This window comes from Flavonifractor sp. An92, from assembly GCF_002159175.1.
Lineage (GTDB): Bacteria > Bacillota > Clostridia > Oscillospirales > Oscillospiraceae > Pseudoflavonifractor_A.
In genome coordinates this window covers 13,377-37,995 of sequence record NZ_NFGZ01000029.1, presented here as the reverse complement: position 1 = coordinate 37,995, position 24,619 = coordinate 13,377, and the positions used below count along the sequence as shown (strand labels likewise).

General features: G+C 65.5%; 27 protein-coding genes. 21 read left to right on the top strand and 6 right to left on the bottom strand.

Features of this window, described 5'->3' with window-relative positions; translation table 11 throughout:
• Positions 1–227, top strand: a 227-nt coding sequence (locus B5G43_RS14520) for an AI-2E family transporter (protein WP_143382880.1), incomplete at its 5' end; no start/stop codon positions are given.
• 36 nt (positions 228–263) lie between these two features.
• Here B5G43_RS14520 and B5G43_RS14515 read toward each other — a convergent pair.
• The 3 genes from B5G43_RS14515 to B5G43_RS14505 are packed head-to-tail and all read right to left on the bottom strand — an operon-like array spanning position 264 to position 3,369.
• Positions 264–851: a hypothetical protein gene (locus B5G43_RS14515; RefSeq protein ID WP_242960608.1), complete on the bottom strand. Its 588-nt coding sequence runs from the start codon at positions 849–851 to the stop codon at positions 264–266.
• Between the two features lie 27 nt (positions 852–878).
• A complete protein-coding gene (locus B5G43_RS14510) occupies positions 879–2,438 on the bottom strand; it encodes an NAD(P)H-hydrate dehydratase (protein ID WP_087262605.1) in 1,560 nt (519 codons plus the stop codon).
• Positions 2,439–2,496: 58 nt separating this feature from the next.
• A complete protein-coding gene (locus B5G43_RS14505; RefSeq protein ID WP_143382879.1) occupies positions 2,497–3,369 on the bottom strand; it encodes an AAA family ATPase in 873 nt (290 codons plus the stop codon).
• Positions 3,370–3,751: 382 nt separating this feature from the next.
• Here B5G43_RS14505 and purE point away from each other — a divergent pair, with 382 nt between their 5' ends.
• From purE to purD, 10 genes are read left to right on the top strand one after another with little or no spacing between them, the layout of a single operon-like run.
• The gene (purE, locus tag B5G43_RS14500; protein WP_087262603.1) at positions 3,752–4,240 is read left to right on the top strand and encodes a 5-(carboxyamino)imidazole ribonucleotide mutase; all 489 of its coding nucleotides are present in this window, start codon (positions 3,752–3,754) and stop codon (positions 4,238–4,240) included.
• Between the two features lie 54 nt (positions 4,241–4,294).
• A complete protein-coding gene (gene purC / locus B5G43_RS14495; RefSeq protein ID WP_087262601.1) occupies positions 4,295–5,005 on the top strand; it encodes a phosphoribosylaminoimidazolesuccinocarboxamide synthase in 711 nt (236 codons plus the stop codon).
• A gap of 32 nt (positions 5,006–5,037) precedes the next feature.
• Entirely contained in the window at positions 5,038–6,462 is a 1,425-nt protein-coding gene (locus B5G43_RS14490) for an amidophosphoribosyltransferase (RefSeq protein WP_087262599.1), read from the top strand.
• Between the two features lie 28 nt (positions 6,463–6,490).
• Complete coding sequence (locus B5G43_RS14485; protein WP_087262597.1) at positions 6,491–6,880, top strand: hypothetical protein; 390 nt, start codon at positions 6,491–6,493, stop codon at positions 6,878–6,880.
• Between the two features lie 39 nt (positions 6,881–6,919).
• Complete coding sequence (gene purM, locus B5G43_RS14480) at positions 6,920–7,963, top strand: phosphoribosylformylglycinamidine cyclo-ligase (RefSeq protein WP_087262595.1); 1,044 nt, start codon at positions 6,920–6,922, stop codon at positions 7,961–7,963.
• Between the two features lie 3 nt (positions 7,964–7,966).
• On the top strand, positions 7,967–8,623 hold the full coding sequence (purN, locus tag B5G43_RS14475) for a phosphoribosylglycinamide formyltransferase (protein WP_087262593.1): 657 nt from the start codon (positions 7,967–7,969) through the stop codon (positions 8,621–8,623).
• Between the two features lies 1 nt (position 8,624).
• Positions 8,625–9,332 carry an IMP cyclohydrolase gene (locus tag B5G43_RS14470; protein WP_087262591.1) on the top strand — a complete coding sequence of 236 codons (708 nt, stop codon included), beginning with the start codon at positions 8,625–8,627 and terminating at the stop codon, positions 9,330–9,332.
• A gap of 13 nt (positions 9,333–9,345) precedes the next feature.
• A complete protein-coding gene (locus B5G43_RS14465) occupies positions 9,346–10,518 on the top strand; it encodes a phosphoribosylaminoimidazolecarboxamide formyltransferase (RefSeq protein ID WP_087262589.1) in 1,173 nt (390 codons plus the stop codon).
• Between the two features lie 3 nt (positions 10,519–10,521).
• Entirely contained in the window at positions 10,522–11,340 is an 819-nt protein-coding gene (locus B5G43_RS14460; RefSeq protein WP_087262587.1) for a TraX family protein, read from the top strand.
• 13 nt (positions 11,341–11,353) lie between these two features.
• The gene (gene purD, locus B5G43_RS14455) at positions 11,354–12,613 is read left to right on the top strand and encodes a phosphoribosylamine--glycine ligase (RefSeq protein WP_087262586.1); all 1,260 of its coding nucleotides are present in this window, start codon (positions 11,354–11,356) and stop codon (positions 12,611–12,613) included.
• Positions 12,614–12,652: 39 nt separating this feature from the next.
• Here the strand turns inward: purD and B5G43_RS17420 are convergent, their stop codons facing one another.
• Positions 12,653–13,378 carry a hypothetical protein gene (locus B5G43_RS17420; protein WP_158097443.1) on the bottom strand — a complete coding sequence of 242 codons (726 nt, stop codon included), beginning with the start codon at positions 13,376–13,378 and terminating at the stop codon, positions 12,653–12,655.
• 136 nt (positions 13,379–13,514) lie between these two features.
• On the opposite strand from B5G43_RS17420, the gene B5G43_RS14445 reads away from it, so the two are divergent.
• The 9 genes from B5G43_RS14445 to B5G43_RS14405 all read left to right on the top strand — a co-directional run bounded on the left by B5G43_RS14445 (position 13,515) and on the right by B5G43_RS14405 (position 22,974).
• Positions 13,515–14,378: a class I SAM-dependent methyltransferase gene (locus B5G43_RS14445; RefSeq protein WP_087262583.1), complete on the top strand. Its 864-nt coding sequence runs from the start codon at positions 13,515–13,517 to the stop codon at positions 14,376–14,378.
• Between the two features lie 19 nt (positions 14,379–14,397).
• Complete coding sequence (locus B5G43_RS14440; RefSeq protein WP_087262581.1) at positions 14,398–15,243, top strand: energy-coupling factor transporter ATPase; 846 nt, start codon at positions 14,398–14,400, stop codon at positions 15,241–15,243.
• Between the two features lie 60 nt (positions 15,244–15,303).
• Positions 15,304–16,170, top strand: coding sequence for an energy-coupling factor transporter ATPase (locus B5G43_RS14435; RefSeq protein WP_087262580.1), 867 nt, complete (start codon positions 15,304–15,306; stop codon positions 16,168–16,170).
• Positions 16,171–16,983, top strand: a complete 813-nt coding sequence (locus B5G43_RS14430) for an energy-coupling factor transporter transmembrane component T (RefSeq protein ID WP_087262579.1) — start codon at positions 16,171–16,173, stop codon at positions 16,981–16,983.
• Between the two features lie 76 nt (positions 16,984–17,059).
• Positions 17,060–17,830, top strand: a complete 771-nt coding sequence (gene truA, locus B5G43_RS14425) for a tRNA pseudouridine(38-40) synthase TruA (protein ID WP_087262577.1) — start codon at positions 17,060–17,062, stop codon at positions 17,828–17,830.
• A 22-nt stretch (positions 17,831–17,852) separates the two neighbouring features.
• On the top strand, positions 17,853–19,043 hold the full coding sequence (locus B5G43_RS14420; RefSeq protein WP_087262575.1) for a DUF5711 family protein: 1,191 nt from the start codon (positions 17,853–17,855) through the stop codon (positions 19,041–19,043).
• A 14-nt stretch (positions 19,044–19,057) separates the two neighbouring features.
• A complete protein-coding gene (locus B5G43_RS18055) occupies positions 19,058–19,744 on the top strand; it encodes a CvpA family protein (RefSeq protein ID WP_087262574.1) in 687 nt (228 codons plus the stop codon).
• Between the two features lie 33 nt (positions 19,745–19,777).
• Entirely contained in the window at positions 19,778–20,317 is a 540-nt protein-coding gene (locus B5G43_RS14410; RefSeq protein ID WP_087262572.1) for a CDP-alcohol phosphatidyltransferase family protein, read from the top strand.
• Between the two features lie 119 nt (positions 20,318–20,436).
• On the top strand, positions 20,437–22,974 hold the full coding sequence (locus B5G43_RS14405; protein ID WP_087262570.1) for an AAA family ATPase: 2,538 nt from the start codon (positions 20,437–20,439) through the stop codon (positions 22,972–22,974).
• Between the two features lie 53 nt (positions 22,975–23,027).
• Here the strand turns inward: B5G43_RS14405 and B5G43_RS14400 are convergent, their stop codons facing one another.
• Positions 23,028–23,669, bottom strand: coding sequence for a TetR/AcrR family transcriptional regulator (locus B5G43_RS14400; RefSeq protein ID WP_087262569.1), 642 nt, complete (start codon positions 23,667–23,669; stop codon positions 23,028–23,030).
• A gap of 113 nt (positions 23,670–23,782) precedes the next feature.
• Positions 23,783–24,259 carry a metallophosphoesterase gene (locus tag B5G43_RS14395; RefSeq protein WP_158097442.1) on the bottom strand — a complete coding sequence of 159 codons (477 nt, stop codon included), beginning with the start codon at positions 24,257–24,259 and terminating at the stop codon, positions 23,783–23,785.
• Positions 24,260–24,361: 102 nt separating this feature from the next.
• Between B5G43_RS14395 and B5G43_RS14390 the strand changes: the two genes are divergently transcribed.
• Positions 24,362–24,619: a hypothetical protein gene (locus B5G43_RS14390; RefSeq protein WP_087262566.1), complete on the top strand. Its 258-nt coding sequence runs from the start codon at positions 24,362–24,364 to the stop codon at positions 24,617–24,619.

Sequence of the window (24,619 nt, the reverse complement as noted above, 5' to 3'; positions counted from 1 at the left end):
GCCTGGCGCTGGGGCTGGCCGCCCTGTGGGGGACGGTGTCCCTGGTGCGGGGGGTGCTGGAACCCCGGCTGGTGGGGCGGCAGGCCGGGCTCCCGCCCCTGGCCGCGGTGACCGCCTTCTATCTGGGCTTCACCGCCGCCGGGCCCGCCGGGATGCTCCTGGCCCCCCTGGCCGCCCTGGCCCTCAAGGTGCTCCACGACCGGGGCGTTATCTCCCTGTGGCGCTGAAAAAAGCGAGGAGGAATCGTTCCCCCTCGCTTTTCCCTATGTCATGGTAAAGCCGTTGACCACACAGCTCAGGACCACTACGCCGTCGGAGCTGATCTCCCCCCGCAGCAGGGCGTGGCTCTCCGCCCCCAGCCAGAGCTGGATCTCCCGCCCCTGGCCGGGCGTGCCCTCCGCGTCCCGGACGGTGAGGTGGAGCACGTCCTCCGCCTCGCCCTCCTCCAGCGTGCTCTGGGCCACATAGCCCTCCCGCAGCGCGGTGAGCAGAGCCGGAAAGGCGTCCATGGGGCTGAGCCCCGACGGGTCCAGCGGGCCCGTCTCCACATACACGCCGTCAAACTCCAGGGCGGTCTCCCCCTCCAGCACGCGGCCGGTGACCCCCGCCACCTCCTCCGGCGCGGTGAGGGTGAGGGTCAGTCCCCCGTCCCCCGTCCAGACCGCGTCCATGGCGTAGTCATACACCCGGCTGCCGTAGTCGGCGTGGACCTCCAGCGAGGCCGAGCAGCCCGCCATCTCCAGGTACTCCCCCCGGATGGCCAGGGCCAGGTCGTCGGCCTGCTCCCCCTTCTCTCCGCAGCCGGTCAAAAGCAGCAGCATCAGCAGTACAGTGGTCCCGATCCGGCGCAAGCGCACCCCTCCCCTTCTGGATGGGGCTCAGCTCCGCCGTCCCTCGCACTCCCGCAGCACCCGGGGGATGCGCTCCACCAGGTCGCCGGGGAGCATGCCGTACTCGCCCAGGTCGGCGGCGGCCAGATCCCCCGCCCGGCCGTGCATCCACACGGCCATGGGGGCGGCCTCCCGCACACTAAGGCCCTGGCCCATGAGGGCCAGGAGCATGCCGCCCAGGATGTCCCCGCTGCCCCCCTTGGACATGCCGGGGTTGCCGGTGGTGTTCACGAAGGCCTGCCCGTCGGGCAAAGCGGTGATAGTGCGGTAGCCCTTCAAAATCAGGCAGCACTGGTATTCCTCCGCAAAGCGGCGGGCGGCGGCGAGCCGGTCCCCGTCCGACAGGTCCCCGCCCAGGCGGGCGAACTCCCCGTCGTGGGGGGTGAGCACGGTGATGAGCCCCTTACGTGCTTCCAGAATATCCATATGCCCTTCCAGCGCGTTTATGCCGTCGGCGTCCAGGATGAGGGGCCCGTGATAGGCCCGGATCAGGTGGCGCACCACCGAGGAGGCGCTGTTCCCCCGGCCCAGGCCCGGCCCGATGAGGGCCACGTCACAGGCGGACAGGTGGTCCATCACCGGCTCCATGGCCTCCAGGGAGAGCATGCCCTCCTTCCCGGCGGGCAGAGGGTGGGGCATGGCCTCGTCCAGCTTGGCCGCCGCCACCGGCCACACCGGGGCGGGCACCCCCACCGTCACCAGCCCCGCGCCGGTGCGCAGAGCCGCCTTGGCCGCCAGCACCGGCGCGCCGGAGTAGCCCACCGCGCCGCCCAGGATATACACCCGGCCAAAGTCCCCCTTGTGGGCGTCCCGGGGCCGCCGGGGGAGGAACAGGTCCTCCCGGGTCACCGAGGAGAACTGGTTCTCCTCCGCCCAAAGGATCAGGTCCAGCGGGATGCCGATGTCGGCCACCTTCAGCTCCCCGGTGTGCAGGCCGCCCTGGCCCAGGAACTGCCCGGCCTTGGGCAGGGAGAAGGTGACGGTCACGTCGGCCTGGACCGCGTCGCCCAGCACCTTGCCGGTGTCCGCCTCCACGCCGCTGGCGATGTCCGCCGCCACCACCGGGATGTCACAGGTGTTCATCATCTGCACCGCCGTCCGGGCGTTCCCCCGCAGCTCGGTGTTCAGACCGATGCCGAACAGGGCGTCCACCATCACGTCAGCCTCCAGACACCAGAGGGCGAACTCCGGGGAGTTGGGGTTGAAATCCTCCAGCTGGCCGCCCAGGTCCTCCAGACGGCGCTCCATCTCCCGGCAGTCGGGGGTCATCTTCTCCCGCTTGCCCACCAGCACGGCCCGGACCTCCAGTCCGGCCTCCAGCAGCAGGCGGGCGGTACACACGCCGTCGCCGCCGTTGTTGCCCGCGCCGCAGAAGCACACCGCCCGGCCGGGGCCTTCCTTTCCCTTCCGGTGTTTGGCCGCCAGCTCCAGCGCCGCGTCCGCCACCGCCCGGGCCGCCGTCTCCATGAGCTGCACCGAGGGGATGCCCCGTTCCTGGATGGCCACCCGGTCCATATCCCGCATCTGTTGTGCCGTTGCGATCTTCATAGCTTCCCTCCTGTACCCAAGGGGCGGTTCCCTGCCGCCCCGCTGTCGTTGCCTTCCGTTATGATTCCGCGCCCTCAAAGGCGGCGCGGTGTTCCTTGAAAAATTGATAGTACGCCCGCATGTTCTCCAGCTCCGTCCAGGGCTTCACCGTTGCCGGGCGGCTGTCCAGGTCGTACACCCGCGCCCCCGGCAGGGAGAGCAGGAAGGGCGAGTGGGTGGCGATGACCAGCTGGCAGCCGAAAAAGCGCACCGAGTCAGCCAGAAACTGCCGCAGCTGGAGCTGGAAGCCCACCGCCATGCTGTTCTCCGGCTCGTCCAGGAGATAGAGGGCGTTTTCCTTGATATGCTCCGTAAAGTAGAGGAGCGCGCTCTCCCCGTTGGACCGCTCGGGGGTGTCCACCATCCCCTCCCGCTTCACGAAGCGGGAGCCGGTTCCGCTCTTGGCGGCGTTGCTGCGCCTTAACTCCTCCAGGTCCTCCAGGGACCGGAGCTGATAGGGGGTGCGCCGCCGTTTGGCGTACTCCTCCAGCAGCTCCCCGCGCCGCCGCTCCACGCCGTCGTTGAGGCTCCTGAGGTCCAGCACGAAGTCAAAGACGTCGTCGCTGGCGATGAGCCTGCTCCCCTTCGGAGCGCCCGCGCCCTTCCAGCGGCAGGCGGCGGCGAAGTCGTCGAAAAAGGCGCTGCGGTTGAAGGGCGCCCCCCGCTCCACCCCCAGCACCTGGGCCATGAGGCTCAGGAGGGTGGACTTCCCGGAGCCGTTGCCGCCATATAGAATGGTCACCGGCGCGCAGGAGACCTCCGAGAGCTGCCGGGGCGGAAAAATGCCGAAGGGGTAGTAGGAGCCGTAGCAGGTCCGCTTGCTCTCCGGGTTGTCGGCCAGAAACCGCCCCTCCCAGCCCTCGCCGGGCAGCCGGAACGCGTCCAGATACATGGCCCCTCCCCCTTTCCTTCGTACTGGTATCATCCTACCACAGCTCCCCCGCCCGTGGCAAGTCTCTACCTGTTTCACCAAGGGCCCTCGCCACCGTTCCTTCGGAAGTTGTAGGAACCTACAAAAATCAACCCCCTCCCTTGCATTTTGTTTCGGGAGCTTATATCATATATTTATTCTTTTTTCGATAGGGGGAGCGGTCATATGGGTTGGTTCCTCAGCCAGCGTATTTTCGAGTGGTTTGAGGGCCGCCATGCGTCCAATTCCGTGGGGTAAGTGCATCAGGGTATCCGTGCAGCGGGTACCCTGATTTATTTTTTACCGCCCTAACTTTTTGTTAGTTCCCCTGTCCCGGTGTGTTCACCAAAGGAGGTCGTTTTTCGTGAAAAAGGTCGCCGTCATCATGGGCTCCGACAGCGATTGGCCGGTGGTCCAGTCCGCCTGCAACCAGCTGAAGGAGTTCGGCATCCCCTATGAGGCCCACATCCTCAGCGCCCACCGCACCCCCGCCGCCGCCGCGGACTTCGCCAAGAACGCCCGTCAGAACGGGTTTGGCGTCCTCATCTGCGCCGCCGGCATGGCCGCCCATCTGGCGGGCGCCTTCGCGGGCAACTCCACCCTGCCGGTCATCGGCATCCCTATGAAGGGGGGCGCCATGGACGGTCTGGACGCCCTGCTGGCTACGGTCCAGATGCCCAGCGGCATCCCCGTGGCCACCGTGGCCATCAACGGCGCCAAGAACGCCGCCGTCCTGGCCGCCCAGATCCTGGCCGTGAGCGACGACGCCCTGGCCGCCAAGCTGGACGAGGCCCGGGTCAAGATGGCCGCCCAGATCGCGGAAAAGGAGCAGAAGCTCCAGGCCCAGCTCTAAGATCCCACAAGTCCTGTCACACCCGACATGTTTGAGAAAAAGGAGAGGTTTATTATGGAAAAGCGCGAGCAGCTGTACGAGGGAAAAGCCAAGAAGGTCTACGCCACCGACGACCCCAGCGTGGTCATCGTCTCCTACAAGGACGACGCCACCGCCTTTGACGGCCTGAAGAAGGGCACCATCACCGGCAAGGGCGCCATCAACAACCAGATGACCAACTTCCTCATGCAGCAGCTGGAGAAGGCCGGCGTCCCCACCCACTTCGTGGAGGAGCTCAGCGATCGTGAGACCGTGGTGAAGAAGGTCTCCATCGTCCCCCTGGAGGTCATCATCCGCAACATCTCCGCCGGCTCCTTTGCCAAGCGCTACGGCGTGAACGAGGGCATCGTCTTTGACGAGCCCACCATCGAGTTCTCCTACAAGAACGACGACCTCCACGACCCCCTCATCAACGACTACCACGCTGTGGCCCTGAAGCTGGCCACCTGGGACGAGATCGACACCATCAAGAAGTACGCCTTCGCCGTCAACGACTTCCTCAAGAAGACCCTGTTGGAGTGCGGCGTGACCCTGGTGGACTTCAAGCTGGAGTTCGGCAAGACCGCCGACGGCACCATCGTGCTGGCCGACGAAATCAGCCCCGACACCTGCCGCTTCTGGGACTCCAAGACCGGCGAGAAGCTGGACAAGGACCGCTTCCGCCGCGACCTGGGCAACGTGGAGGGCGCTTATCAGGAGATGAGCCGCCGCCTCATGGGTAAGTAAGCGCAGACACACGAAGGAGGAACACGAGCACAATGGGAGGCTTTTTCGGCGCCGTCTCCAAGCGGGACGTGACGCTTGACATCTTTTTCGGGGTGGACTACCACTCCCACCTGGGCACCCGCCGGGGCGGCATGGTCATCCATGACGCCCAGGATGGGTTCCAGCGGCAGATCCACTCCATCGAGAACACCCCGTTCCGCACCAAGTTCGAGCGGGACCTGCACGAATTCCACGGCTGTTCCGGCATCGGCTGCATCAGCGACACCGACCCCCAGCCCCTGCTGGTGCGCTCCCACCTGGGTCTGTACGCCATCACCACCGTGGGCATCATCAACAACGCGGAGGAGCTGATCGACCGCTACTTCTCCGACCACGGCCACCAGTTCATGGCCATGAGCTCCGGCAAGGTCAACGCCACCGAGCTGGCCGCCGCCCTCATCAACCAGAAGGACAACCTGGTGGACGGCATCCTCCACGCCCAGGACGAGATCCAGGGCTCTCTCACCCTGCTGATCCTCACCGAGCACGGGGAGATCATCGCCGCCCGGGACAAGGTGGGCCGCCTGCCCGTGCTGGTGGGCAAGAACGAGGAGGGCCACTGCGTGTCCTTCGAGTCCTTCGCCTACCACAAGCTGGGCTACACCGACGCCTACGAGCTGGGCCCCCGGGAGATCGTGCGCATCACCGCCGACGGCTGTGAGAGCCTCTCCCCCGCCGGAGAGAAAATGCGCATCTGCGCCTTCCTGTGGACCTACTACGGCTACCCCAACTCCAACTACGAGGGGGTCAACGTGGAGGTCATGCGCTACCGCAACGGCGAGATCATGGCCCGGGACGAGGTGCAGAAGGGAAAGCTCCCCAAGGTGGACTATGTGGCCGGCGTGCCGGATTCCGGCCTGCCCCACGCCATCGGCTTCGCCAACCGCAGCGGCAAGCCCTTCGCCCGCCCCTTCGTCAAGTATACCCCCACCTGGCCCCGCTCCTTCATGCCCGAAAACCAGGCCGTCCGCAACCAAGTGGCCAAGATGAAGCAGATCCCCGTGCCCGAGCTCATCCAGGGCAAGAAGCTCCTCTTCGTGGACGACTCCATCGTCCGCGGCACCCAGCTGCGGGAGACCGTCGAATTTCTCTACGAGTCCGGCGCGGAAGAGGTCCACATGCGCTCGGCCTGCCCTCCCATCATGTACAGCTGCAAGTACCTCAACTTCTCCCGGGGCAACTCCGACATGGACCTGCTGGCCCGGCGCATCATCCAGGAGCTGGAGGGCGACGAGGGCCAGCAGCACCTGGACGAGTACGCCGACTCCTCCACCCAGCGGGGCGGGTGCCTGCTGAAGGCCATCTGCGACAAGCTGGGCTTCGAGTCCCTGGGCTATCAGTCCCTGGACGGACTGCTGGAGGCCATCGGCCTGGACCGGGATAAGGTCTGCACCTACTGCTGGGACGGTAGAGAGTAATACCATCTATCGGAAAGGAGTATCTGTCTTGGAATTGGTCCAAACCTTGCAGGAACTCCATACGAACATGGAGACTTTAGATCGGTATCTGAACCAGAAGAGAGAGCCGACTTATACCTTCGCACTCAATCTCATCAAGCACGGAACTTGTTTTGTCGCTGTTGAGATGTCAAACGGCTTTCGTTTCTATCCCAGTCGTTTTCTCGGCTATGCTGCAAACACGATGAGTTCTCATCTGAATAATGACCAGAAAGATGGGCGGGAGACGAATCCTGTGATCTCGGATTTGCTCGGCCACAAACCTAGTGAAAACGCTCATTTGGAGCATGCTTATCAAACATACTGCGAGACACTGGGGTTTACCGCCCAGGCGACCGGCGCTTTTGGTGTTGTCCGGAAGTACTGGACACTCCCGTAGTCTTTTCTTCCCTTTCATATATATCGTGGAGGTTATTGGATGAAAAATTCTCATTCCGCTTCCTACGCCGCCGCCGGCGTGGACGTCACCGCCGGTTACGAGGCGGTGGAGCGCATCAAGCCCATGGTGGAGTCCACCTACATCCCCGGCGTGCTGGGCACCCTGGGCGGCTTCGGCGGTGTGTTCGCCCCGGACCTGGCCGGTATGAAGAAGCCGGTGCTGGTGTCCGGCACCGACGGCGTGGGCACCAAGCTGCGCCTGGCCATGCTCCTCAACAAGCACGACACCATCGGCATCGACTGCGTGGCCATGTGCGTCAACGACATCATCTGCGGCGGCGCCGCGCCCCTCTTCTTCCTGGACTACATCGCCTGCGGCAAGAACGACCCCGTGCGCATCGCCGAGATCGTGGCGGGCATCACCGAGGGCTGCCGCCAGTCCGAGTGCGCCCTGGTGGGCGGCGAGACCGCCGAGCACCCCGGCGTCATGCCCGATGAGGACTACGACGTGGCCGGGTTCTCCGTGGGCATCGTGGACGAGGAGAAGATCATCGACGGCAAGGCCCTGGCTCTGGGCGATACCCTCATCGGCCTGGGCTCCACCGGCGTCCACTCCAACGGCTTCTCCCTGGTGCGGAAGGTCTTTGACGTGGAGCACGCCGACCTCACCTCCCCCGTGGAGGAGCTGGGCGGCAAGAGCCTGGGCGAGACCCTGCTCACCCCCACCCGCATCTATGTGAAGGCCATCAAGGCCCTCCTGAAGAACGGCGTGAACATCCACGCCGTCAGCCACATCACCGGCGGCGGCTTCTATGAGAACGTGCCCCGCATGATGACCGAGGGCCTCACCGCCCGCATTGAGCTGAACTCCTTCCCCCGCCTGCCCATCTTCGACCTCATCCAGAAGAAGGGCAACATTCCCGAGCGTGACATGTACAACACCTTTAATATGGGCATCGGCATGATCCTGGCGGTTCCCGCCGGTGAGGCCGACCAGGCCCTGGAGCTGCTCCAGGCCGCCGGGGAGAAGGCCTACCGCATCGGCGAGGTGGTCTCCGGCGACGCCGGCGTGGAGCTGGTGTAAGCCATGGGAGAGAAACGCATCGCCGTGCTGGTCTCCGGCGGCGGCACCAACCTGCAGGCCCTCATCGACGCCCAGCGCCGGGAGGAGCTGGGGGGCGGCGTCATCGCCGCGGTGATCTCCTCCAAAGCCGGGGCCTACGCCCTGGAGCGGGCCGAGAAGGCCGGGATCCCCGGCTATGTGGTGGCCCGGAAGGACTACCCCTCCAACCAGGCCATGACTGTGGCCCTGGTGGAGAAGCTGAAGGAGCTGTCCATCGACCTGGTGGTACTGGCCGGCTTCATGCACATCCTCACCGGTGAGATGGTGGCGGCCTACCCCAACGCCATCCTCAACGTCCACCCCGCCCTCATCCCCTCCTTCTGCGGGAAGGGGGCCTACGGCCTCCACGTCCACGAGATGGCCCTGGCCTACGGCGTGAAGGTCACCGGCGCCACCGTCCACTTCGTCAACGAGGAGGCCGACGGCGGCCCCATCGTGCTCCAGAAGCCGGTGGAGATCCTCCCCGGCGACACGCCGGAGACCCTCCAGCGCCGGGTCATGGAGCAGGCCGAGTGGCGCATCCTCCCCCGGGCCGTGTCCCTCTTCTGCCAGGACAAGCTGAAGGTGGAGGGCCGGATCGTTCACATTCTGGATTCTGTTTTGGAGAAGGAGGTCCTTTGATATGAACTCGTATTCCCTCCCCGAGCTGCTCGCCGCCAACCCCTACCCCGGCCGGGGCATCGCCCTGGGCCGCACCGCCGACGGCAAGCAGGCCGTTATGATCTACTTCATCATGGGCCGCAGCGCCAACTCCCGCAACCGCGTCTTTGTGGAGACCCCCGACGGCATCCGCACCCAGGCCTTTGACCCCGCCAAGCTGGAGGACCCCTCCCTCATCATCTACGCCCCCGTGCGCCGCTTCGGCACCTCCACCATCGTCACCAATGGCGACCAGACCGACACCATCCGGGCCGGTCTCGCCGCGGGCGAGGACTTCGTGCAGGCCCTGCGCAAGCGCACCTTTGAGCCCGACGGCCCCAACTTTACCCCCCGCATCTCCGGCATCGTGGAGGACAATGGCGACTACGCCCTCTCCATCCTGAAAAGCGCCGACGGCGACCCCGCCTCCTGCCGCCGCTATTTCTTTGAATACGCCTCCCCCCTGGCCGGTCAGGGCCACTTCATCCACACCTATCAGAGCGACGGAAGCCCCCTGCCCTCCTTCGCCGGGGAGCCCACCCAGATCACCGTCCCCTGGACCACCCCCGAGGAGTGCGCCCAGGTCCTGTGGGAGAACCTGAACGAGGAGAACAAGGTCTCCCTCTTCGTCCGCTTCCTCGACCTGGAGAGCGGCGAGGGCAAGAGCGTCATCGTCAACAAAAACGCGTAAAGGAAGTGTTCCCATGACCGAACTGGAACTGAAATACGGCTGCAACCCCAACCAGAAGCCCGCCCGCATCTTCATGGCCGAGGGTGAGCTGCCCCTGAAGGTCCTCAACGGCAAGCCGGGCTACATCAACTTCATGGACGCCCTCAACTCCTGGCAGCTGGTCAAGGCCCTCAAAAAGGCCACCGGCCTCCCCGCCGCCGCCTCCTTCAAGCACGTCTCCCCCGCCGGCGCCGCCCTGGGCCTCCCCCTCTCCGATGTGGAGCGCCACATCTACTTCGCCCCCGAGGGCGACCTCTCCCCCATCGCCTGCGCCTACATCCGCGCCCGCGGCGCCGACCGGCTGTGCTCCTTCGGCGACTGGGCCGCCCTCAGTGACGTGTGCGACGCCGACACCGCCAACTTCCTGGCCCATGAGGTCTCCGACGGCATCATCGCCCCCGGCTACACCGACGAGGCCCTGGAGATCCTCAAGACCAAGCGCAAGGGCGGCTACAACGTGGTGGAGATCGACCCCAACTATGAGCCCGACCCCGTGGAGCGCCGCAGCATCTACGGCATCACCTTCGAGCAGGGCTACAACTCCCTGGACATCAACGAGGAGATGCTCCAGAACATCGTCACCGCCAACAAGGACCTGCCCCAGCAGGCCAAGCACGACATGCTCCTGGCTCTCATCACCCTCAAGTACACCCAGTCCAACTCGGTGTGCTACGTGAAGGACGGCATGACCATCGGCGTGGGCGCCGGCCAGCAGAGCCGCATCCACTGCACCCGCCTGGCCGGCAACAAGGCCGACATCTGGTGGCTGCGCCAGCATCCGAAGGTCCTCTCCCTGCCCTTGGTGGAGGGCATCCGCCGCCCCGACCGGGACAACGCCATCGACATCTACATCTCCGACGAGCACGACGACATTCTGGCCGACGGCGTGTGGCAGAACACCTTCACCGAGAAGCCCGAGGTCCTCACCGCTGAGGAGAAGGCCCAGTGGATCGCCAAGATGAGCGGCGTCACCGTGGGCTCCGACGCCTTCTTCCCCTTTGGCGACAACGTGGAGCGGGCCCGCAAGAGCGGCGTGCAGTACATCGCCCAGCCCGGCGGCTCCATCCGGGACCAGCAGGTCATCGACACCGCCGACAAGTACGGCATGGTCATGGCCTTCACCGGCATCCGCCTGTTCCACCACTAAGGGATGGCTTCGCTGCGTGAGAAGGGGCTCAGCGCGTCGGCCCTGAAATATCTGGCCGCCGTGTTCATGGTCATCGACCACGTGGGGATGCTCTTCACCCCCCTGGCCCCCTTCTTCCCCACCGATGACCTGCGCTACTACCTCTTCCGCTACCTGGGGCGGCTGGCCTTCCCCATCTTCGCCTTCTTCGTGGCGGAGGGGTGCCGCCACACCCATAACTACCGGGCCTACCTCACCCGGCTGGGGGTGTTCGCCCTGGTGACCCAGGTGCCCCTGGTCATCGTGCAGCCCCACGGCGGGCGGAGCATCGTGGTGACCTTCTTCCTGGCCGCGCTGGGCATTGGCTGCTGGGAGGAGGGAATCCGCCGGGGCCGGAGAGCCTTGGGCGCGGTGCTGCTGTGCGCCTGCGTCCTGTCCGCCCAGCTTTTGCAGGGAGACTACGGCTGGCTGGGAGCCGCCACGGTGGTGGCGGTGTACCTGGCCGGTGAGGACCGGCGGCGGCAGCTCATCGCCCTGGGGGCCTCCCTGGTGTGCTACTATTTGCTGGGTACCGTGTGGGCCTACTGGGACCCCGCTGTGGCCCTGCTGCCCAGCCAGGGCTGGGCGGCCTTCCTGCTGGAGCTGAACCACCGCATCCCCTACTTCCGGCGGTTCTACCTCCCCTATTCCCTGCTGATGACCGCCTTCGCCTGCCTGACCCTCCTCCCCCTGTCCCTCTACAACGGGCAGCGGGGCAAGGGCGGACGGTGGTTCTTCTACTGGTTCTATCCGGGACATCTGGTGGTGCTGTGGCTCATCCAGGTCCTCATTTCGTCAATGTAAAGGAGCGAGCGACATGAATGTTCTTGTTGTGGGCGGCGGCGGCCGCGAGCACGCCATCGTGTGGGCCCTGTCCAAAAGCCCCAAGGTCACCGGGCTCTTCTGCGCCCCCGGCAACGCCGGGATCGCCCAGCTGGCCCAGTGTGTGGACGTAAAAGCCACCGACGTTTCCGGCATGGTGGCCTGGGCCAAGGAGCACCACATGGACTTCGTGGTGGTGGCCCCCGACGACCCCCTGGCGCTGGGCATGGTGGACGCCCTGGAGGAGGCGGGCATCCCCGCCTTCGGCCCCCGGGAAAACGCCGCCGTCATCGAGGCCAGCAAGGCCTTCTCCAAGGACCTGATGGCCAAGTACCACATCCCCACCGCCAAACACCGCACCTTTACCGAGCTGGACGCGGCTCTTTCCTACATCGAGGAGCAGGGAGCCCCCATCGTGGTCAAGGCCGACGGCCTGGCCCTGGGCAAGGGCGTTGTGGTGGCCCAGACCGTGGAGGAGGCCAAGGAGGCCGCCAAGTCCATGATGGCCGACGGCAAGTTCGGCGCGGCGGGCGCCTGCGTGGTCATCGAGGAGTGCATGACCGGCCCCGAGGTGACCGTGCTGGCCTTCTGCGACGGGGAGCATCTGGTCACCATGCCCGCCAGCCAGGACCACAAGCGGGCTTTCGACGGCAACCAGGGCCCCAACACCGGCGGCATGGGCGCCATCGCCCCGGTGGCATGCTACTCCCCCGAGGTGGCCAAGCGCTGCGAGGCGGAGATCTTCCGGCCCACCGTGGCCGCCATGGCCGCCGAGGGCCGCCCCTTCCAGGGTGTCATCTACTTCGGCCTTATGCTCACCCCCCAGGGCCCCAAGGTGGTGGAGTACAACGCCCGCTTCGGCGACCCCGAGTGCCAGGCCGTCCTCTCCCTGCTGGACAGCGACCTCATGGACATCTTTGAGGCCTGCCGCTCTGGCAAGCTGGACCAGGTGGACGTGCGCTGGAAGGACGGCGCGGCCTGCTGCCTGGTGCTGGCCAGCGGCGGCTACCCCGCCTCCTACCCCAAGGGCCTGCCCATCACTGGGCTGGAGGAGGCCGGGAAGTCCGCCGTGGTGTTCCACGCCGGCACCGCCCGGAACGAGGCGGGCGACATCGTCACCAACGGCGGGCGGGTGTTGGGCGTCACCGCCGTGGCCGTCGATCTGGAGGGCGCCATCGCCAAGGCCTACGCCGCCGCGAAGCCCATCCACTTCGACGGAATGCACTTCCGCACCGACATCGGCCACGCGTTTTAACACACAAAAAGGCCGGGAGCATTTGCTCCCGGCCTTTTTTTATTTCTTCTTCGCCGGCTCCTCCAGGGGGAGAGGGTCGGGCATCTGGGGGCCGATGGCCTCCTCATAGGTGCGCATGAGGGCCTTCAGGTCGCCATCCCGCTGGTCCAGCTCGGCGGTCACGCCCTCCATGGTGCGCTGGACCTTCTCCAGCTCCCCGGAGGCGTGGGACAGGGTGGCCTCCACCTCGGTACGGAGCTGGTCGTACCCGGCCTGCACCCGGACCACCCACTGCTCCAGCTCCCGGCGGGCCTTGTCCACCTGCACCAGCGCCGCCGCCTCCACCGCCTGGGCCCGGCAGTGGGCCTCCAGCTCGATGCCGGCGGTGCGGTCCTTGATGCGCTCGTAGGCGTCGGCGGCGTGCTCCGCCTTCTCCAGGCGGCCCTCCAGCTCCGCCACACGGGCGTGGAGGCGCTCCAGCTCCTCCTCCCGCTCCGTCCGGTCCTTTTGGGCCTCCTCCAGCTCGGCGGTGAGGGTCTGCACCTTGGAGGACAGCTCCACGTTCCGGCTCTCGGCGCTCTCCACCCGGTCGCGGTACTTGTCCCGCTCGCCGGCGGCCTGGCTCAGCTCCTTCTGAAGCCCCTCCATCTGCCGCTGATGCTCCCGGTTGGACCGGTCGATGTAGTCCTGCACGTCCTGTTTGGAAAATCCGCCGAAGGTGGCGGTACGAAACTGAATGTCCGCGGTATCCACTGCGTCTCCACGCTCCTTTTCACGGCTGTCCACGCAAATACAGCCTGGTTCATGCCATTGTACCATATTTCCGCCCCCGGCACAACGGGGATTCTATTTGACGATGGGATTTTCCGATGATATAATAACCTGATTGTATGGAATATCACGACATAGGAGAGGTCAGACCATGTGGATTGCGACGCAGTGGAAGGATTATGAGCTCATCGACTGTTCCCGGGGGGAGAAGCTGGAGCGGTGGGGCTCCCATGTGCTGGTGCGGCCCGACCCCCAGGCCATCTGGAATACCCCCCGCCGCCACCCCGGCTGGAAGAAACACGACGCCCGCTACGCCCGCTCCTCCACCGGCGGCGGCCAGTGGGAGAAAAAGAACCTGCCCGAGCGCTGGACCGTGCGCTACGGCGACCTTACCTTGAATATCAAGCCCATGAACTTCAAGCACACCGGCCTCTTCCCCGAGCAGGCCGCCAACTGGGACTGGGCCCGGGAGCAGATCCGCAAGGCCGGACGGCCGGTGAATGTGCTCAACCTCTTCGCCTACACCGGCGGAGCCACCGTGGCCTGCGCCGCCGCCGGAGCCAGCGTCTGCCACGTGGACGCCGCCAAGGGCATGGTGTCCTGGGCGCGGGAGAACGCCAGGAGCTCCGGGCTGGAGGAGGCCCCCATCCGCTGGATCGTGGACGACTGCGGCAAGTTCGTGGAGCGGGAGATCCGCCGGGGCCGCAAGTACGACGCCATCATCATGGACCCCCCCAGCTACGGCCGGGGCCCCACCGGCGAGGTGTGGCGGCTGGAGGAGAACCTCTACCCCTTCGTGGAGCTGGTCAGCGGCGTCCTCTCGGACCACCCCCTCTTTATCATCCTCAACTCCTACACCACGGGCCTGGCCCCCAGCGTGCTCACCTACATCCTGGAGAGCATCGTGAGCAAGAAGTTCGGCGGCCACACCGAGAGCCAGGAGTTGGGCCTCCCCGTCACCGAGAGCGGCCTGGTCCTCCCCTGCGGCGCCACCGGCCGGTGGATGTGCGACTGATCCCCTTGAGGTGAACGATATGAGCCAAGACATCATCCGGGCCGAAGAGGTCCGGTTCTCCTACACCACCGCCGAGGGCGTGGCCCCGGTGGTGCTGGACGGGGTGGACCTCAAGATTGAAGAGGGCTCCTTCGTGGCCGTGCTGGGCCACAATGGGAGCGGAAAATCCACCCTGGCCAAGCATATGAACGCCATTCTGCTGCCCACCGGCGGCGCCGTCTACGTCAGCGGCATGGACACCGCCGACGAGGCCCATCTGCTGGACATCCGGCGCACTGTGGGCATGGTGTTCCAGAACCCCGACAACCAGATCGTGGCCAACGTGGTGGAGGAGGACGTGGCCTTCGCCCCCGAGAACCTGGGCGTCCCTCCCGAGGAGATCCGCCGCCGGGTGGATGACGCCCTGAAGGCCGTGGGCATGTACGAGTTCCGGGAGCACGCTCCCCACCTCCTCTCCGGCGGACAGAAGCAGCGGGTGGCCATCGCAGGCGTCATCGCCATGCAGCCCCGGTGCATCGTGCTGGACGAGCCCACCGCCATGCTGGACCCGGTGGGCCGGCGGGAGGTCCTTACCACCATCAAGAACCTCAACCGCACCTCCGGCGTCACCGTGGTCCTCATCACCCACCACATGGACGAGGCCGCCCAGGCCGACCGCCTGGTGGTCATGGCCAGGGGCAAGGTGATTGCCGACGGGACCCCCAAGGAGGTCTTTCAGCGGGTGGAAGAGCTGAAGGCCGTGGGCCTCACCGTCCCCGAGACCACTGAGCTTCTGTGGGAGCTGCGCCAGGACGGGCTGGACCTGCCCCTGGACGCCCTCAGCGACGAGGAGTGCGCCGACGCACTCTATCAGCTCCTCCAGTGAAGCGTTTCCGGGCGTCATCCCTCGGGAGATGCACCACTTTTCGCAAAGGAATGAAGTGATTTGGAACCGATCATCCAAACCGAACATCTCAGCCATATCTACTCCACCGGCACGCCCTTCGAGCGGGCGGCCCTCACCGACGTGGACTTCACCGCCTACCGCGGGGAGTACCTGGGCGTCATCGGCCACACCGGCTCGGGCAAGTCCACCCTCATCCAGCACCTGAACGGACTGCTGAAGCCCACCTCCGGCGTGGTGCGCTTTGAGGGGCAGGACATCTGGGAGACCAAGGAGCGCACCCGCCAGACCCGCTTCCAGGTGGGTCTGGTGTTCCAGTACCCGGAGTATCAGCTTTTCGAGGAGACCGTCTACAAGGACATCTCCTTCGGCCCCAAGAACATGGGCCTGGACGAGGGCGAGGTCGACCGCCGGGTGCGGGAGGCCGCCCACTTCGTGGGCCTGCGGGACGAGCAGCTGGAGAAGTCCCCCTTTGAGCTCTCCGGCGGCCAGAAGCGCCGGGTGGCCATCGCGGGCGTGATCGCCATGGAGCCCAAGGTGCTGGTGCTGGACGAGCCCACCGCCGGGCTGGACCCGGTGGGCGTGGAGCAGATTCTGGGCAACATCCGGGACTACCACGACGCCCACGACGCCACCATCATCCTGGTGTCCCACTCCATGGAGGAGGTCGCCCGGACCGTGGACCGCCTGGTGGTGGTCAACGACGGGACCATCCCCTTCGCCGGTCCCCCCCGTGAGGTCTTTCGCCACGGGGAGGAGCTGGAGCGCATGGGCCTGGGCGTGCCCCAGATGACCCGGGTGTTCCACCGCCTGCGGTCCATGGGGCTGGACATCGACCCGTCGGTCTACACCATCGAGCAGGCCCGTCAGGCCGTGCTGGACTACCTGGCGAAAAAGGGGGCGGAGTAAATGGCGCTGAAAGACATCACCCTGGGGCAGTATTTCCCCGGAAACACCATCCTCCACCGCATGGACCCCCGGACCAAGATTCTGCTGACGGTGCTCTACATCGTGGCCCTCTTCCTCTCGAAGCAGGTGGTCTCCTACGTGGTGGTCATCGCGGTGCTGGCCGCCGCTGTGGCGATCTCCAAGGTGGGCCTCAAGGCCATCGTGGGCGGCATGCGGCCGGTCCTCATCATCGTCATCCTCACCGGCATCCTGAACCTCTTCTACACCCCCGGCGAGGGTGACCCCCTGGTGCAGGTCTGGGTGCTGAAGATCTACCCGGAGGGCATCTGGTCCGCTATTTTCATGATCCTGCGGATCATCCTCCTCATCACCTGCACCTTCCTCCTCACCTACACCACCTCCCCCATCCTCCTCACCGACGGGCTGGAGAACCTGCTGGGCTTCCTCAAAAAGGTCCGGGTGCCGGTCCATGAGCTGGCCATGATGATGTCCATCGCCCTGCGCTTCATCCCCACCCTCATCGAGGAGACCGACAAGATCATGTCCGCCCAGAAGGCCCGGGGCGCCGATTTCGAGAGCGGCAACCTCATCCAGAAGGCCCGGGCTCTGGTGCCCCTGCTGGTGCCCCTGTTCATTTCCGCCTTCCGCCGGGCCGACGAGCTGGCGGTGGCCATGGAGTGCCGCTGCTACCACGGCGGCGAGGGCCGCACCCGCCTGCGCCAGCTGCGCTATCGGGGCATCGACTACGCCGCCCTGGCTCTGGGCGTGGCTCTGGTGGCCGTTGTGGTGGTGCTGAGGAAGTTTGGTCTGTAAGCATTAAAGGAAATTTAAGCCAATTTTAACACAACTCGCCCTCCCGTTGTGCTACACTGAGGGCATGGGAGGTTCTATGAGAAACATCGCGTTACAACTCATGTATGTGGGCACCGCCTACCACGGCTGGCAGGTGCAGAAGAACGACATCACCGTGGCCGAGACCCTGGAAAAGTCCCTGGCCGCCGTGGTGGGCCACCCGGTGAAGTGCACCGGCGCGGGCCGCACCGACGCGGGCGTCCACGCCGAGACCTATGTGGCTAACTTCCGCACCTCCTCCCGCATTCCCTGCGACCGCCTGCCCCTGGCGGTGAACACCCGCCTGCCCGACGACATCGTGGTGGTGCGGGCCTTCGAGGTGCCCGACTCCTTCAACGCCATCGGCTCGTGCCTCAAAAAGGAGTACACCTACCGCATCTACAACTCCCGCATCCGCAATGCTTTTTATGTCAATCGCGCCTGGTTCTACCCCAAGCACCTGGACGAGACCGTCATGCAGCGGGCCGCCTCCCACTTCGTGGGCACCCACGACTTCGCCGCCGTGCAGTCGGTGGGCACCGAGGTGCAGTCCACCGTGCGCACCGTCCATTACTTCGACATCGAGCGCCATGGCGACCTCATCGTGTGCCGGGTGTGTGCCAATGGCTTCCTCTATAACATGGTGCGGGCCATGGTGGGTACCTGCGTCTACGCCGCCGAGGGGAAATTCTCCGCCGACGACGTGCCCACCATCCTGGAAAACCGCAACCGTACCGCCGCCGGTCCCACCGTGCCCCCCGGCGGCCTGTACATGACCCGCCTGTGGTACGACACCCCGCCCCTGGGCGAGGTGGTCCCCGTTTTGTAACACGCGGCTTTTGGAGGTCAACATGGAACTTCTGGAACCCAAATCCCCCCCGCCCAAAAAGCGGCCCAACCTCTTTGTCCGCTTTCTCGCCTTCCTCACCACCCTGGCCCTGGTGGCCGGGGCGGTGTTCCTTGTGGCCAATCGGGACAAGTACAACCTGGACAGCCTCCGCCGCTGGATCAGCTATCTGGGCGTGGAGCGCAGCGAGAGCGGCCAGACCGACTCCTTTTCCTATGAGGGCGGCAGCGCCAACTCCTTCGCCTCCCTGGACGGGGGGCTTTTGGTCTGCTCCCCCTCCTCCATCCAGCTCTACTCTCCCGGGGGCGAGCTGGTGCTGAGCAAGACCGTGTCTACCATGGAGAATCCGGTCATCGACGCCAATGAGCACACCGCCCTGGTCTACGACGCCGGCGGGCGGGACCTGTTCGTCTTTTCCGGCACGGAGGAGGTCTTTTCCCTCTCCCTGGAGGAGGGCGAGAGCCTCCTCTCCGCCCGCATCAACGACAACGGCTACATCGCCGTCACCGCCCAGACCAGCGGCTACAAGGGCGCGGTGACCGTGTACGACCCGTCCTACTCCCCCAAGCTGCGCATCAGCCTCTCCAGCCGCTTCGTCACCGACGCGGTGGTCTCCCCCAGCGGAGACGCCGTGGCCCTGCTCACCCTGGGCCTGGACAGCAGCACCTTCGGCACCCAGCTGGAGCTCTACCGCACCAACCGCGGCGAGGAGGACGTGGAGCCCGACTACACCGCCCAGGTGGGCAACGACGTGATCCTGGACCTGAGCTGGGAGAGCGACGGCATCTGGCTGGTGGGCGAGAGCACCCTGTCGGTCTACTCTTCCAAGGCCGAGCGCACCGGCTTCTACGATTACAGCGGCAGCTATCTGAAAAACTACTCCCTGGACGCCTCCGGCTGCGCCGTGCTGCTGCTGGGCAAGTACCGCGCCGGCAGCGACGCCGTGCTGCGCACCGTGGACGGCGCCGGTGAAGTGATGGCCGAACACAGCTACGGCGAGCAGGTCCTCTCCCTGTCCGCCAAGGGCAATTACATCGCCGTCCTCACCGCCGGAAAGCTGGAGATCTTCACCCGGGATCTGGACTCCTACCGCTCCCTGGACACCACCCAGGGCGCCCGCCGTGTCCTCCAGCGCGCCGACGGCTCCACCCTGCTGCTCAACGCCGATTCGGCCCATCTCTACGTTCCCAATTGATCGGAGGTTTCGCTATGTCCCTTGTTCTGGATCTGATCGTGGTGGCCGTGCTGGCCCTCTTCCTGTGGCGGGGCGCCTCCAAAGGTCTGGTCGCCTCGCTGTGCGGGCTGCTGGCCTTTGTGGTGGCCTTCGCCGGAGCCGGCCTCGCCGCCCGTACCCTGTCCCCCATGGTGGCCGACGCCATCGAGCCCCACTTCGCCTCTGCCATCCAGGAGCAGCTGGAGGCCGCCGTCCCCGACACCGGCACCGCCCTCCCCGAGGGCGAGGACGGGGATCTGCCCGCTATTCTGGAGGCCCTGCGGGGCCTGGGGCTCTATGAGAGCCTCATCGACGCCGTAGACCAGGCCGTGGGCCAGGGCGTCACCCAGGCCGCCGCTGGGGCCGCCGCCGCGGTGGCCTCCTCCATCGCCCAGTCGGTGGCCTACCGGGTCATTTTCACCGTGGCCTTCGCCCTGCTGCTGGCCGCCTGGAGCATGGTGAGCCGCACCCTCAACCTGATGACCCGGCTGCCGGTGCTCCACTTCCTCAACAAGACCGGCGGCGCCGCCATCGGCCTGGTGGAGGGCGTGGCGCTGGTGCTGCTGGCCGTGTGGCTGCTGGAGGTGCTGGGCCACGCCATTCCCGAGGAGGCCGTCCGGGAGACCCACCTGCTCAAGCTCTTCCTGGATGTGCCCGGTCTGCTGCTCCGGAGGGGCGTGTAACCCCCTCCTCCCTTCCTGCGAGGTGATAGAAAGATGAACCTTCCCAATCTGCTCTCTCTGATCCGGCTGTTTCTGGTGCCGGTGTTCGCCCTGGTCTTTTTCGGGGATGAGCCCAACGCCCACCGCTGGGCCGCCGCCGTCTACGCCCTGGCCTTCTTTACCGACATCGCCGACGGCTGGATCGCCCGCCACTTCAACCAGATCACCCGGCTGGGCCGGGTGCTGGACCCCCTGGCCGACAAGCTGATGACCTTTACCGTCATCATCTGCATCACCGTGGACGGCACCATCCCCGTGTGGGCCGTGGTGGTGTTCTTCCTCAAGGAGGCCGCCATGGGGCTGGGCGCGCTGTCCATGTACCGCAAGGTGGACGACGTGATTCCCTCCAACTGGCTGGGCAAGGCCTCCACCGGCGTCTTTTTCGTGGTCTGCGCCGCCCTGGTCCTCTTCCCCGAGATCCCCCGGCACTGGGCCACCGGCCTCATCTCCTTCGCCCTGGCCCTGACCATCGCCGCCTTTGTGGGCTACCTGTGGCAGTACCTCACCGTCACCGGCCGCAGAAAGTCCAAATAACCGGGTAAAATACGGGATATTCATACCCAGTTCATAATTTCGAATTAGAATCATCATCCGGGAGGTACTGCCCTCCCGGGCGCGGCCGGACAGGCCGCGTGAAAAGGAGTTGAATCACCATGCAGCCGACCCTTTGTTCCCGTTGTCACAAGAACATCGCCGTGGTCTTTATCCAGAAGCTGGAGAACGGCGTTTCCAAGACCGAAGGGCTGTGCCTCAAGTGCGCCAAAGAGCTGGGCATCCAGCCCCTTCAGGATATGATGCAGAAGATGGGCATCACCGAGGAGGACCTGGACAACCTCACCGGGGAGATGATGAACGCCATGGGCTCCCCCGAGAGCCTGGCCGGACTGATCCCCACCGAGTCCGACGAGGAGGACGATGAGGAGGACGGCAAGACCGCCACCTTCCCCTTCCTCAACAAGCTCTTCGGCGCGCAGAACAACAGCGGCGACGCCCCCAACAGCGACACTCCGCCCCGGCAGAACCGGGAGGAGAAGAACGCCAAGGGTGAGCGCCCGCCCAAGCGGAAGTTTTTGGAGAACTACTGCATCTCCCTGACCCAGAAGGCCGCCGAGGGCAAGCTGGACAACATCATCGGCCGGGAAGAGGAGATCCAGCGCACCATCCAGATCCTCAACCGCCGCCAGAAGAACAACCCCTGCCTCATCGGTGAGCCCGGCGTGGGCAAGACCGCCATCGCCGAGGGGCTGGCCCAGCGCATCTACAACAAGCAGGTACCCTACAAGCTGCTGGACAAGGAGGTCTACCTCCTGGACCTGACCGCCTTGGTGGCGGGCACCCAGTTCCGCGGCCAGTTCGAGAGCCGCATGAAGGGCCTCATTGACGAGATCAAGAAGCTGGGCAACATCATCCTGGTCATCGACGAGGTCCACAACATCGTGGGCGCCGGCGACGCCGAGGGCTCCATGAACGCCGCCAACATCCTCAAACCCGCCCTCAGCCGGGGCGAGATCCAGGTCATCGGCGCCACCACCCTCACCGAGTACCGCAAGCACATCGAGAAGGACACCGCCCTGGAGCGCCGCTTCCAGCCCGTCATCGTGGAGGAGCCCTCCATCGAGGACGCCGTGAACATCCTCAAGGGCATCGCCCCCTACTATGAGAAGTACCACTTCGTCTCCATCTCCCCCGAGATGTGCCGTCTGGCCGTGACCATGAGCGAGCGGTACATCACCGACCGCTTCCTCCCCGACAAGGCCATCGACCTCATCGACGAGGCCTGCTCCGATGTGAACCTCCACAACGTCAATCTGGCCCGGGAGGCCCAGGTGCGCAAGGACCTGGAGGAGCTCAACCAGGAGCGGGACCGGATGGTCAGCGAGGCCAACGACCGGGAGTACAAGCGCCAGAACAGCCTGAAGGTCAACGAGCAGAAGCAGGCCGAGCTGCGCCGCCAGCTGGGCAAGCTCAGCGACGAGCGCGCCGCCCTCACCTCGGTGGAGGGCCAGGAGGCCGGCCTGCGGGACAACGAGCGGGAGACCGCCCGCCTCCAGCGGGAGCTCTCCGCCCTCAACAAGGAGCACGTCTCCATCTCCTCGGAGAGCGACGGCAACCAGTACGAGCGTCTGGCCGAGATGAAGAGCCGCCAGCTCCAGCTGGAGGGTGAGCTCCAGAAGCTGGAGAGCCAGAGCGCGCCCCCCCTCACCGTGGAGCACCTGGCCCGGGTCATCGAGCTGTGGACCAAGATCCCCGCCAGCTCCATCCAGGAGGCCGAGTACGAGCGCCTGGCCAAGCTGGAGGACCGGCTCAAGGAGCACATCATCGGCCAGGACGAGGCCGTCAAGGCTGTCTCCGCCGCCGTGCGCCGGGGCCGCGTGGGCATCGCCTCCAAGCGCAAGCCCGTGTCCTTCCTCTTCGTGGGCTCCACCGGCGTGGGCAAGACCGAGCTGGTCAAGCGCCTGGCCCAGGACCTCTTCCACTCCCCCGAGTCCCTCATCCGGCTGGATATGTCGGAGTTCATGGAGAAGTTCGCCGTCAGCCGCATCATCGGCTCCCCCCCGGGCTATGTGGGCTACGACGAGGCCGGTCAGCTCACTGAGAAGGTGAGAAGAAAACCCTACTGCGTGGTCCTCTTCGACGAGATCGAGAAGGCCCACCCGGACGTGCTCAACATCCTGCTCCAGATCCTGGACGACGGCCACATCACCGACGCCCAGGGCCGGAACGTGAACTTCGAGAACACCGTCATCGTCATGACCTCCAACGCCGGCAGCGACACCAAGTCCGCCGGAGCGGTGGGCTTCGGCGGCACCGCCAGCGACCAGGGTAAGGAGCGGGCCATGAAGGCTCTGGAGTCCTTCCTGCGTCCTGAGTTCATCAACCGCATCGACGAGATCGTCTACTTCAACAAGCTCAGCGAGGAGAACTTCAAGGCCATCGCCTCCATCATGCTGGGCGAGCTGCGGGACACTCTGGCCGACAAGGGCATCACCTTCACCTGGGACGAGTCCCTGCTGGACTACCTGGTGAAAAAGTCCTACTCCCTCACCTACGGCGCGCGGAACCTCCGCCGCCAGATCCAGAAGGACCTGGAGGACGCCATCGCCACCAAGCTCATCGAGAGCTATCAGCACCCCTTCACCCAGATGAAGGCCACCGCCGACGGCGATCAGATCCAGCTTCTCACCCTGTAACAGCAGCAAAAAGCCCCCCGGACCGATGGTCCGGGGGGCTTTCTTGTTTGAGTTTATTCCACGGTGCGGCCCTTGGTGATGGCGTCCAGCAGCATCCGGGCGCCGTGGCGCAGGAACTCGTCCCGGCTCAGACCCAGGGAGCGGCCCATATAGCCGTTCTTGCTGTCGGCCATGCGCACCATGCCGGACAGCGCCGCCCAGAACAGCAGCACCGTCTCGTTGGGGGACAGCTCGATGCGCACCACGCCCTCCGCCGCGCCGCGGCGCAGGAAGTCGGCCAACATGGCGTTGGTGGCGTCCCCCACCTGGAGGATATCCCGCAGTCCCTTGTCCATCTTGTCCGGCTCCACATTCACCGGCACTTCCCAGATGGCGGTGTCATAGGCGGTGGGGTTGTCGCCATAAAATCGGATGATGGCGTCGCACACCGCGTCGTAGGCCTGGATCCAGCTGCCGTAGTGCTCCACCGCCGCCTGGATCTTCTTCTGCAGCAGCACCATGCTGCTGAGCAAAATGGCGTTGACGATCTCTTCCTTGCTCTGGAAATAGACATACAGGGTGGCCTTACTGTACTCCGACTCCCGGGCAATGTCGTCCATCGTCGTCTTTTCCGTACCCTTGGCCGCAAAGAGCCGCTCCGCCGCTGCCAGGATCGAACCGCGGTGGAATTCTGTCAGTGCCTGCTTTTTGCTCATGCTTTGATCACACCCTCAGTCTTATTTCTTATATGACTAGTTTACTTCCTTATCATACTATATTTTTGCCGTTCTGGCAAGGGTTCCGGGGTATTTTCTCAAAAAATTCCGGCTTATTTCAGGCGCAGCGTGTAGCAAACCACGTTCTTGCCCTCGATGGAGATGACGCCGTAGCTGGCGCCCTCCCAGCCGCCGCGGACGGTGCCCGGGTTCATGACCCACAGCCCCGCCTCGTACTCGCACAGGGCGTCGTGGGTGTGGCCGAAGAGCAGCACCTCGGCCCGCTGCTCCCGGGCGGCCAGCACCGCCGCGGTGAGGCCGAATTTCACGTCCCGGGTGTGGCCGTGCATCATCAGGACCCGGTGTCCCTCCAGGAGGATCAGCTTCTCCTTCTCCAGGTCCCGCCGCAGGCCGTCGCAGTTGCCGCACACCCACTCCATGGGCAGGTCCGGAAATTTCGCCTGGAGCGCCCGGGCGTCGGAATTCACGTCCCCCAGGTGGAGCACCAGATCCGGTTTGTCGCGCTGCACCGCCTCTTCCATGTAGTGGGTGTTGCCGTGAGAATCGGAAAAGACCAGAACTTTCATCATCAAATCACCTTTCGCCCCGCGGGGCATATACTGTGGTAAGGCACAGCGTCCGCGCAGGCGCGCGTCCTGTGCCGCTCATCTCGATGGATGGAGGGAGATCCCATGACCGATCCCAGACAAGGCGCCCCCAAGGGCGTATCGTCCTCGCTGCTCCAGGCCAGACGTCTGATGGAGGACCGGGGGGCGCTGGAGGCCCTCCTCCGCTCCCCCAAGGCCCAGGAACTGGCCCAGCAGCTCCGCCAGCAGCCCGGCGACGATCTGCAGAAGGTGGCCGAGGCCGCCGAGCGCGGGGACACCGCCCCGCTGCAGGCGCTGTTTCAGTCCCTCCTGAGGGGGCAAAAGGACTCATCCGGGCGCTGA

Excerpts from the sequence above, each read along its gene's own strand:
- purM (WP_087262595.1), top strand. The coding sequence starts at position 6,920 with ATGAAAAATTCTCATTCCGCTTCCTACGCCGCCGCCGGCGTGGACGTC.
- B5G43_RS14470 (WP_087262591.1), top strand. The coding sequence starts at position 8,625 with ATGAACTCGTATTCCCTCCCCGAGCTGCTCGCCGCCAACCCCTACCCC.
- B5G43_RS14420 (WP_087262575.1), top strand. The coding sequence starts at position 17,853 with ATGGAACTTCTGGAACCCAAATCCCCCCCGCCCAAAAAGCGGCCCAAC.
- B5G43_RS14400 (WP_087262569.1), bottom strand. The coding sequence starts at position 23,669 with ATGAGCAAAAAGCAGGCACTGACAGAATTCCACCGCGGTTCGATCCTG.
- B5G43_RS14410 (WP_087262572.1), top strand. The coding sequence starts at position 19,778 with ATGAACCTTCCCAATCTGCTCTCTCTGATCCGGCTGTTTCTGGTGCCG.
- B5G43_RS14505 (WP_143382879.1), bottom strand. The coding sequence starts at position 3,369 with ATGTATCTGGACGCGTTCCGGCTGCCCGGCGAGGGCTGGGAGGGGCGG.
- B5G43_RS14460 (WP_087262587.1), top strand. The coding sequence starts at position 10,522 with ATGGCTTCGCTGCGTGAGAAGGGGCTCAGCGCGTCGGCCCTGAAATAT.
- B5G43_RS18055 (WP_087262574.1), top strand. The coding sequence starts at position 19,058 with ATGTCCCTTGTTCTGGATCTGATCGTGGTGGCCGTGCTGGCCCTCTTC.
- B5G43_RS14490 (WP_087262599.1), top strand. The coding sequence starts at position 5,038 with ATGGGAGGCTTTTTCGGCGCCGTCTCCAAGCGGGACGTGACGCTTGAC.
- B5G43_RS14395 (WP_158097442.1), bottom strand. The coding sequence starts at position 24,259 with ATGATGAAAGTTCTGGTCTTTTCCGATTCTCACGGCAACACCCACTAC.
- purC (WP_087262601.1), top strand. The coding sequence starts at position 4,295 with ATGGAAAAGCGCGAGCAGCTGTACGAGGGAAAAGCCAAGAAGGTCTAC.
- B5G43_RS14405 (WP_087262570.1), top strand. The coding sequence starts at position 20,437 with ATGCAGCCGACCCTTTGTTCCCGTTGTCACAAGAACATCGCCGTGGTC.
- truA (WP_087262577.1), top strand. The coding sequence starts at position 17,060 with ATGAGAAACATCGCGTTACAACTCATGTATGTGGGCACCGCCTACCAC.
- purN (WP_087262593.1), top strand. The coding sequence starts at position 7,967 with ATGGGAGAGAAACGCATCGCCGTGCTGGTCTCCGGCGGCGGCACCAAC.
- B5G43_RS14465 (WP_087262589.1), top strand. The coding sequence starts at position 9,346 with ATGACCGAACTGGAACTGAAATACGGCTGCAACCCCAACCAGAAGCCC.
- B5G43_RS14510 (WP_087262605.1), bottom strand. The coding sequence starts at position 2,438 with ATGAAGATCGCAACGGCACAACAGATGCGGGATATGGACCGGGTGGCC.
- B5G43_RS14430 (WP_087262579.1), top strand. The coding sequence starts at position 16,171 with ATGGCGCTGAAAGACATCACCCTGGGGCAGTATTTCCCCGGAAACACC.
- B5G43_RS14445 (WP_087262583.1), top strand. The coding sequence starts at position 13,515 with ATGTGGATTGCGACGCAGTGGAAGGATTATGAGCTCATCGACTGTTCC.
- B5G43_RS14440 (WP_087262581.1), top strand. The coding sequence starts at position 14,398 with ATGAGCCAAGACATCATCCGGGCCGAAGAGGTCCGGTTCTCCTACACC.
- purD (WP_087262586.1), top strand. The coding sequence starts at position 11,354 with ATGAATGTTCTTGTTGTGGGCGGCGGCGGCCGCGAGCACGCCATCGTG.
- B5G43_RS14390 (WP_087262566.1), top strand. The coding sequence starts at position 24,362 with ATGACCGATCCCAGACAAGGCGCCCCCAAGGGCGTATCGTCCTCGCTG.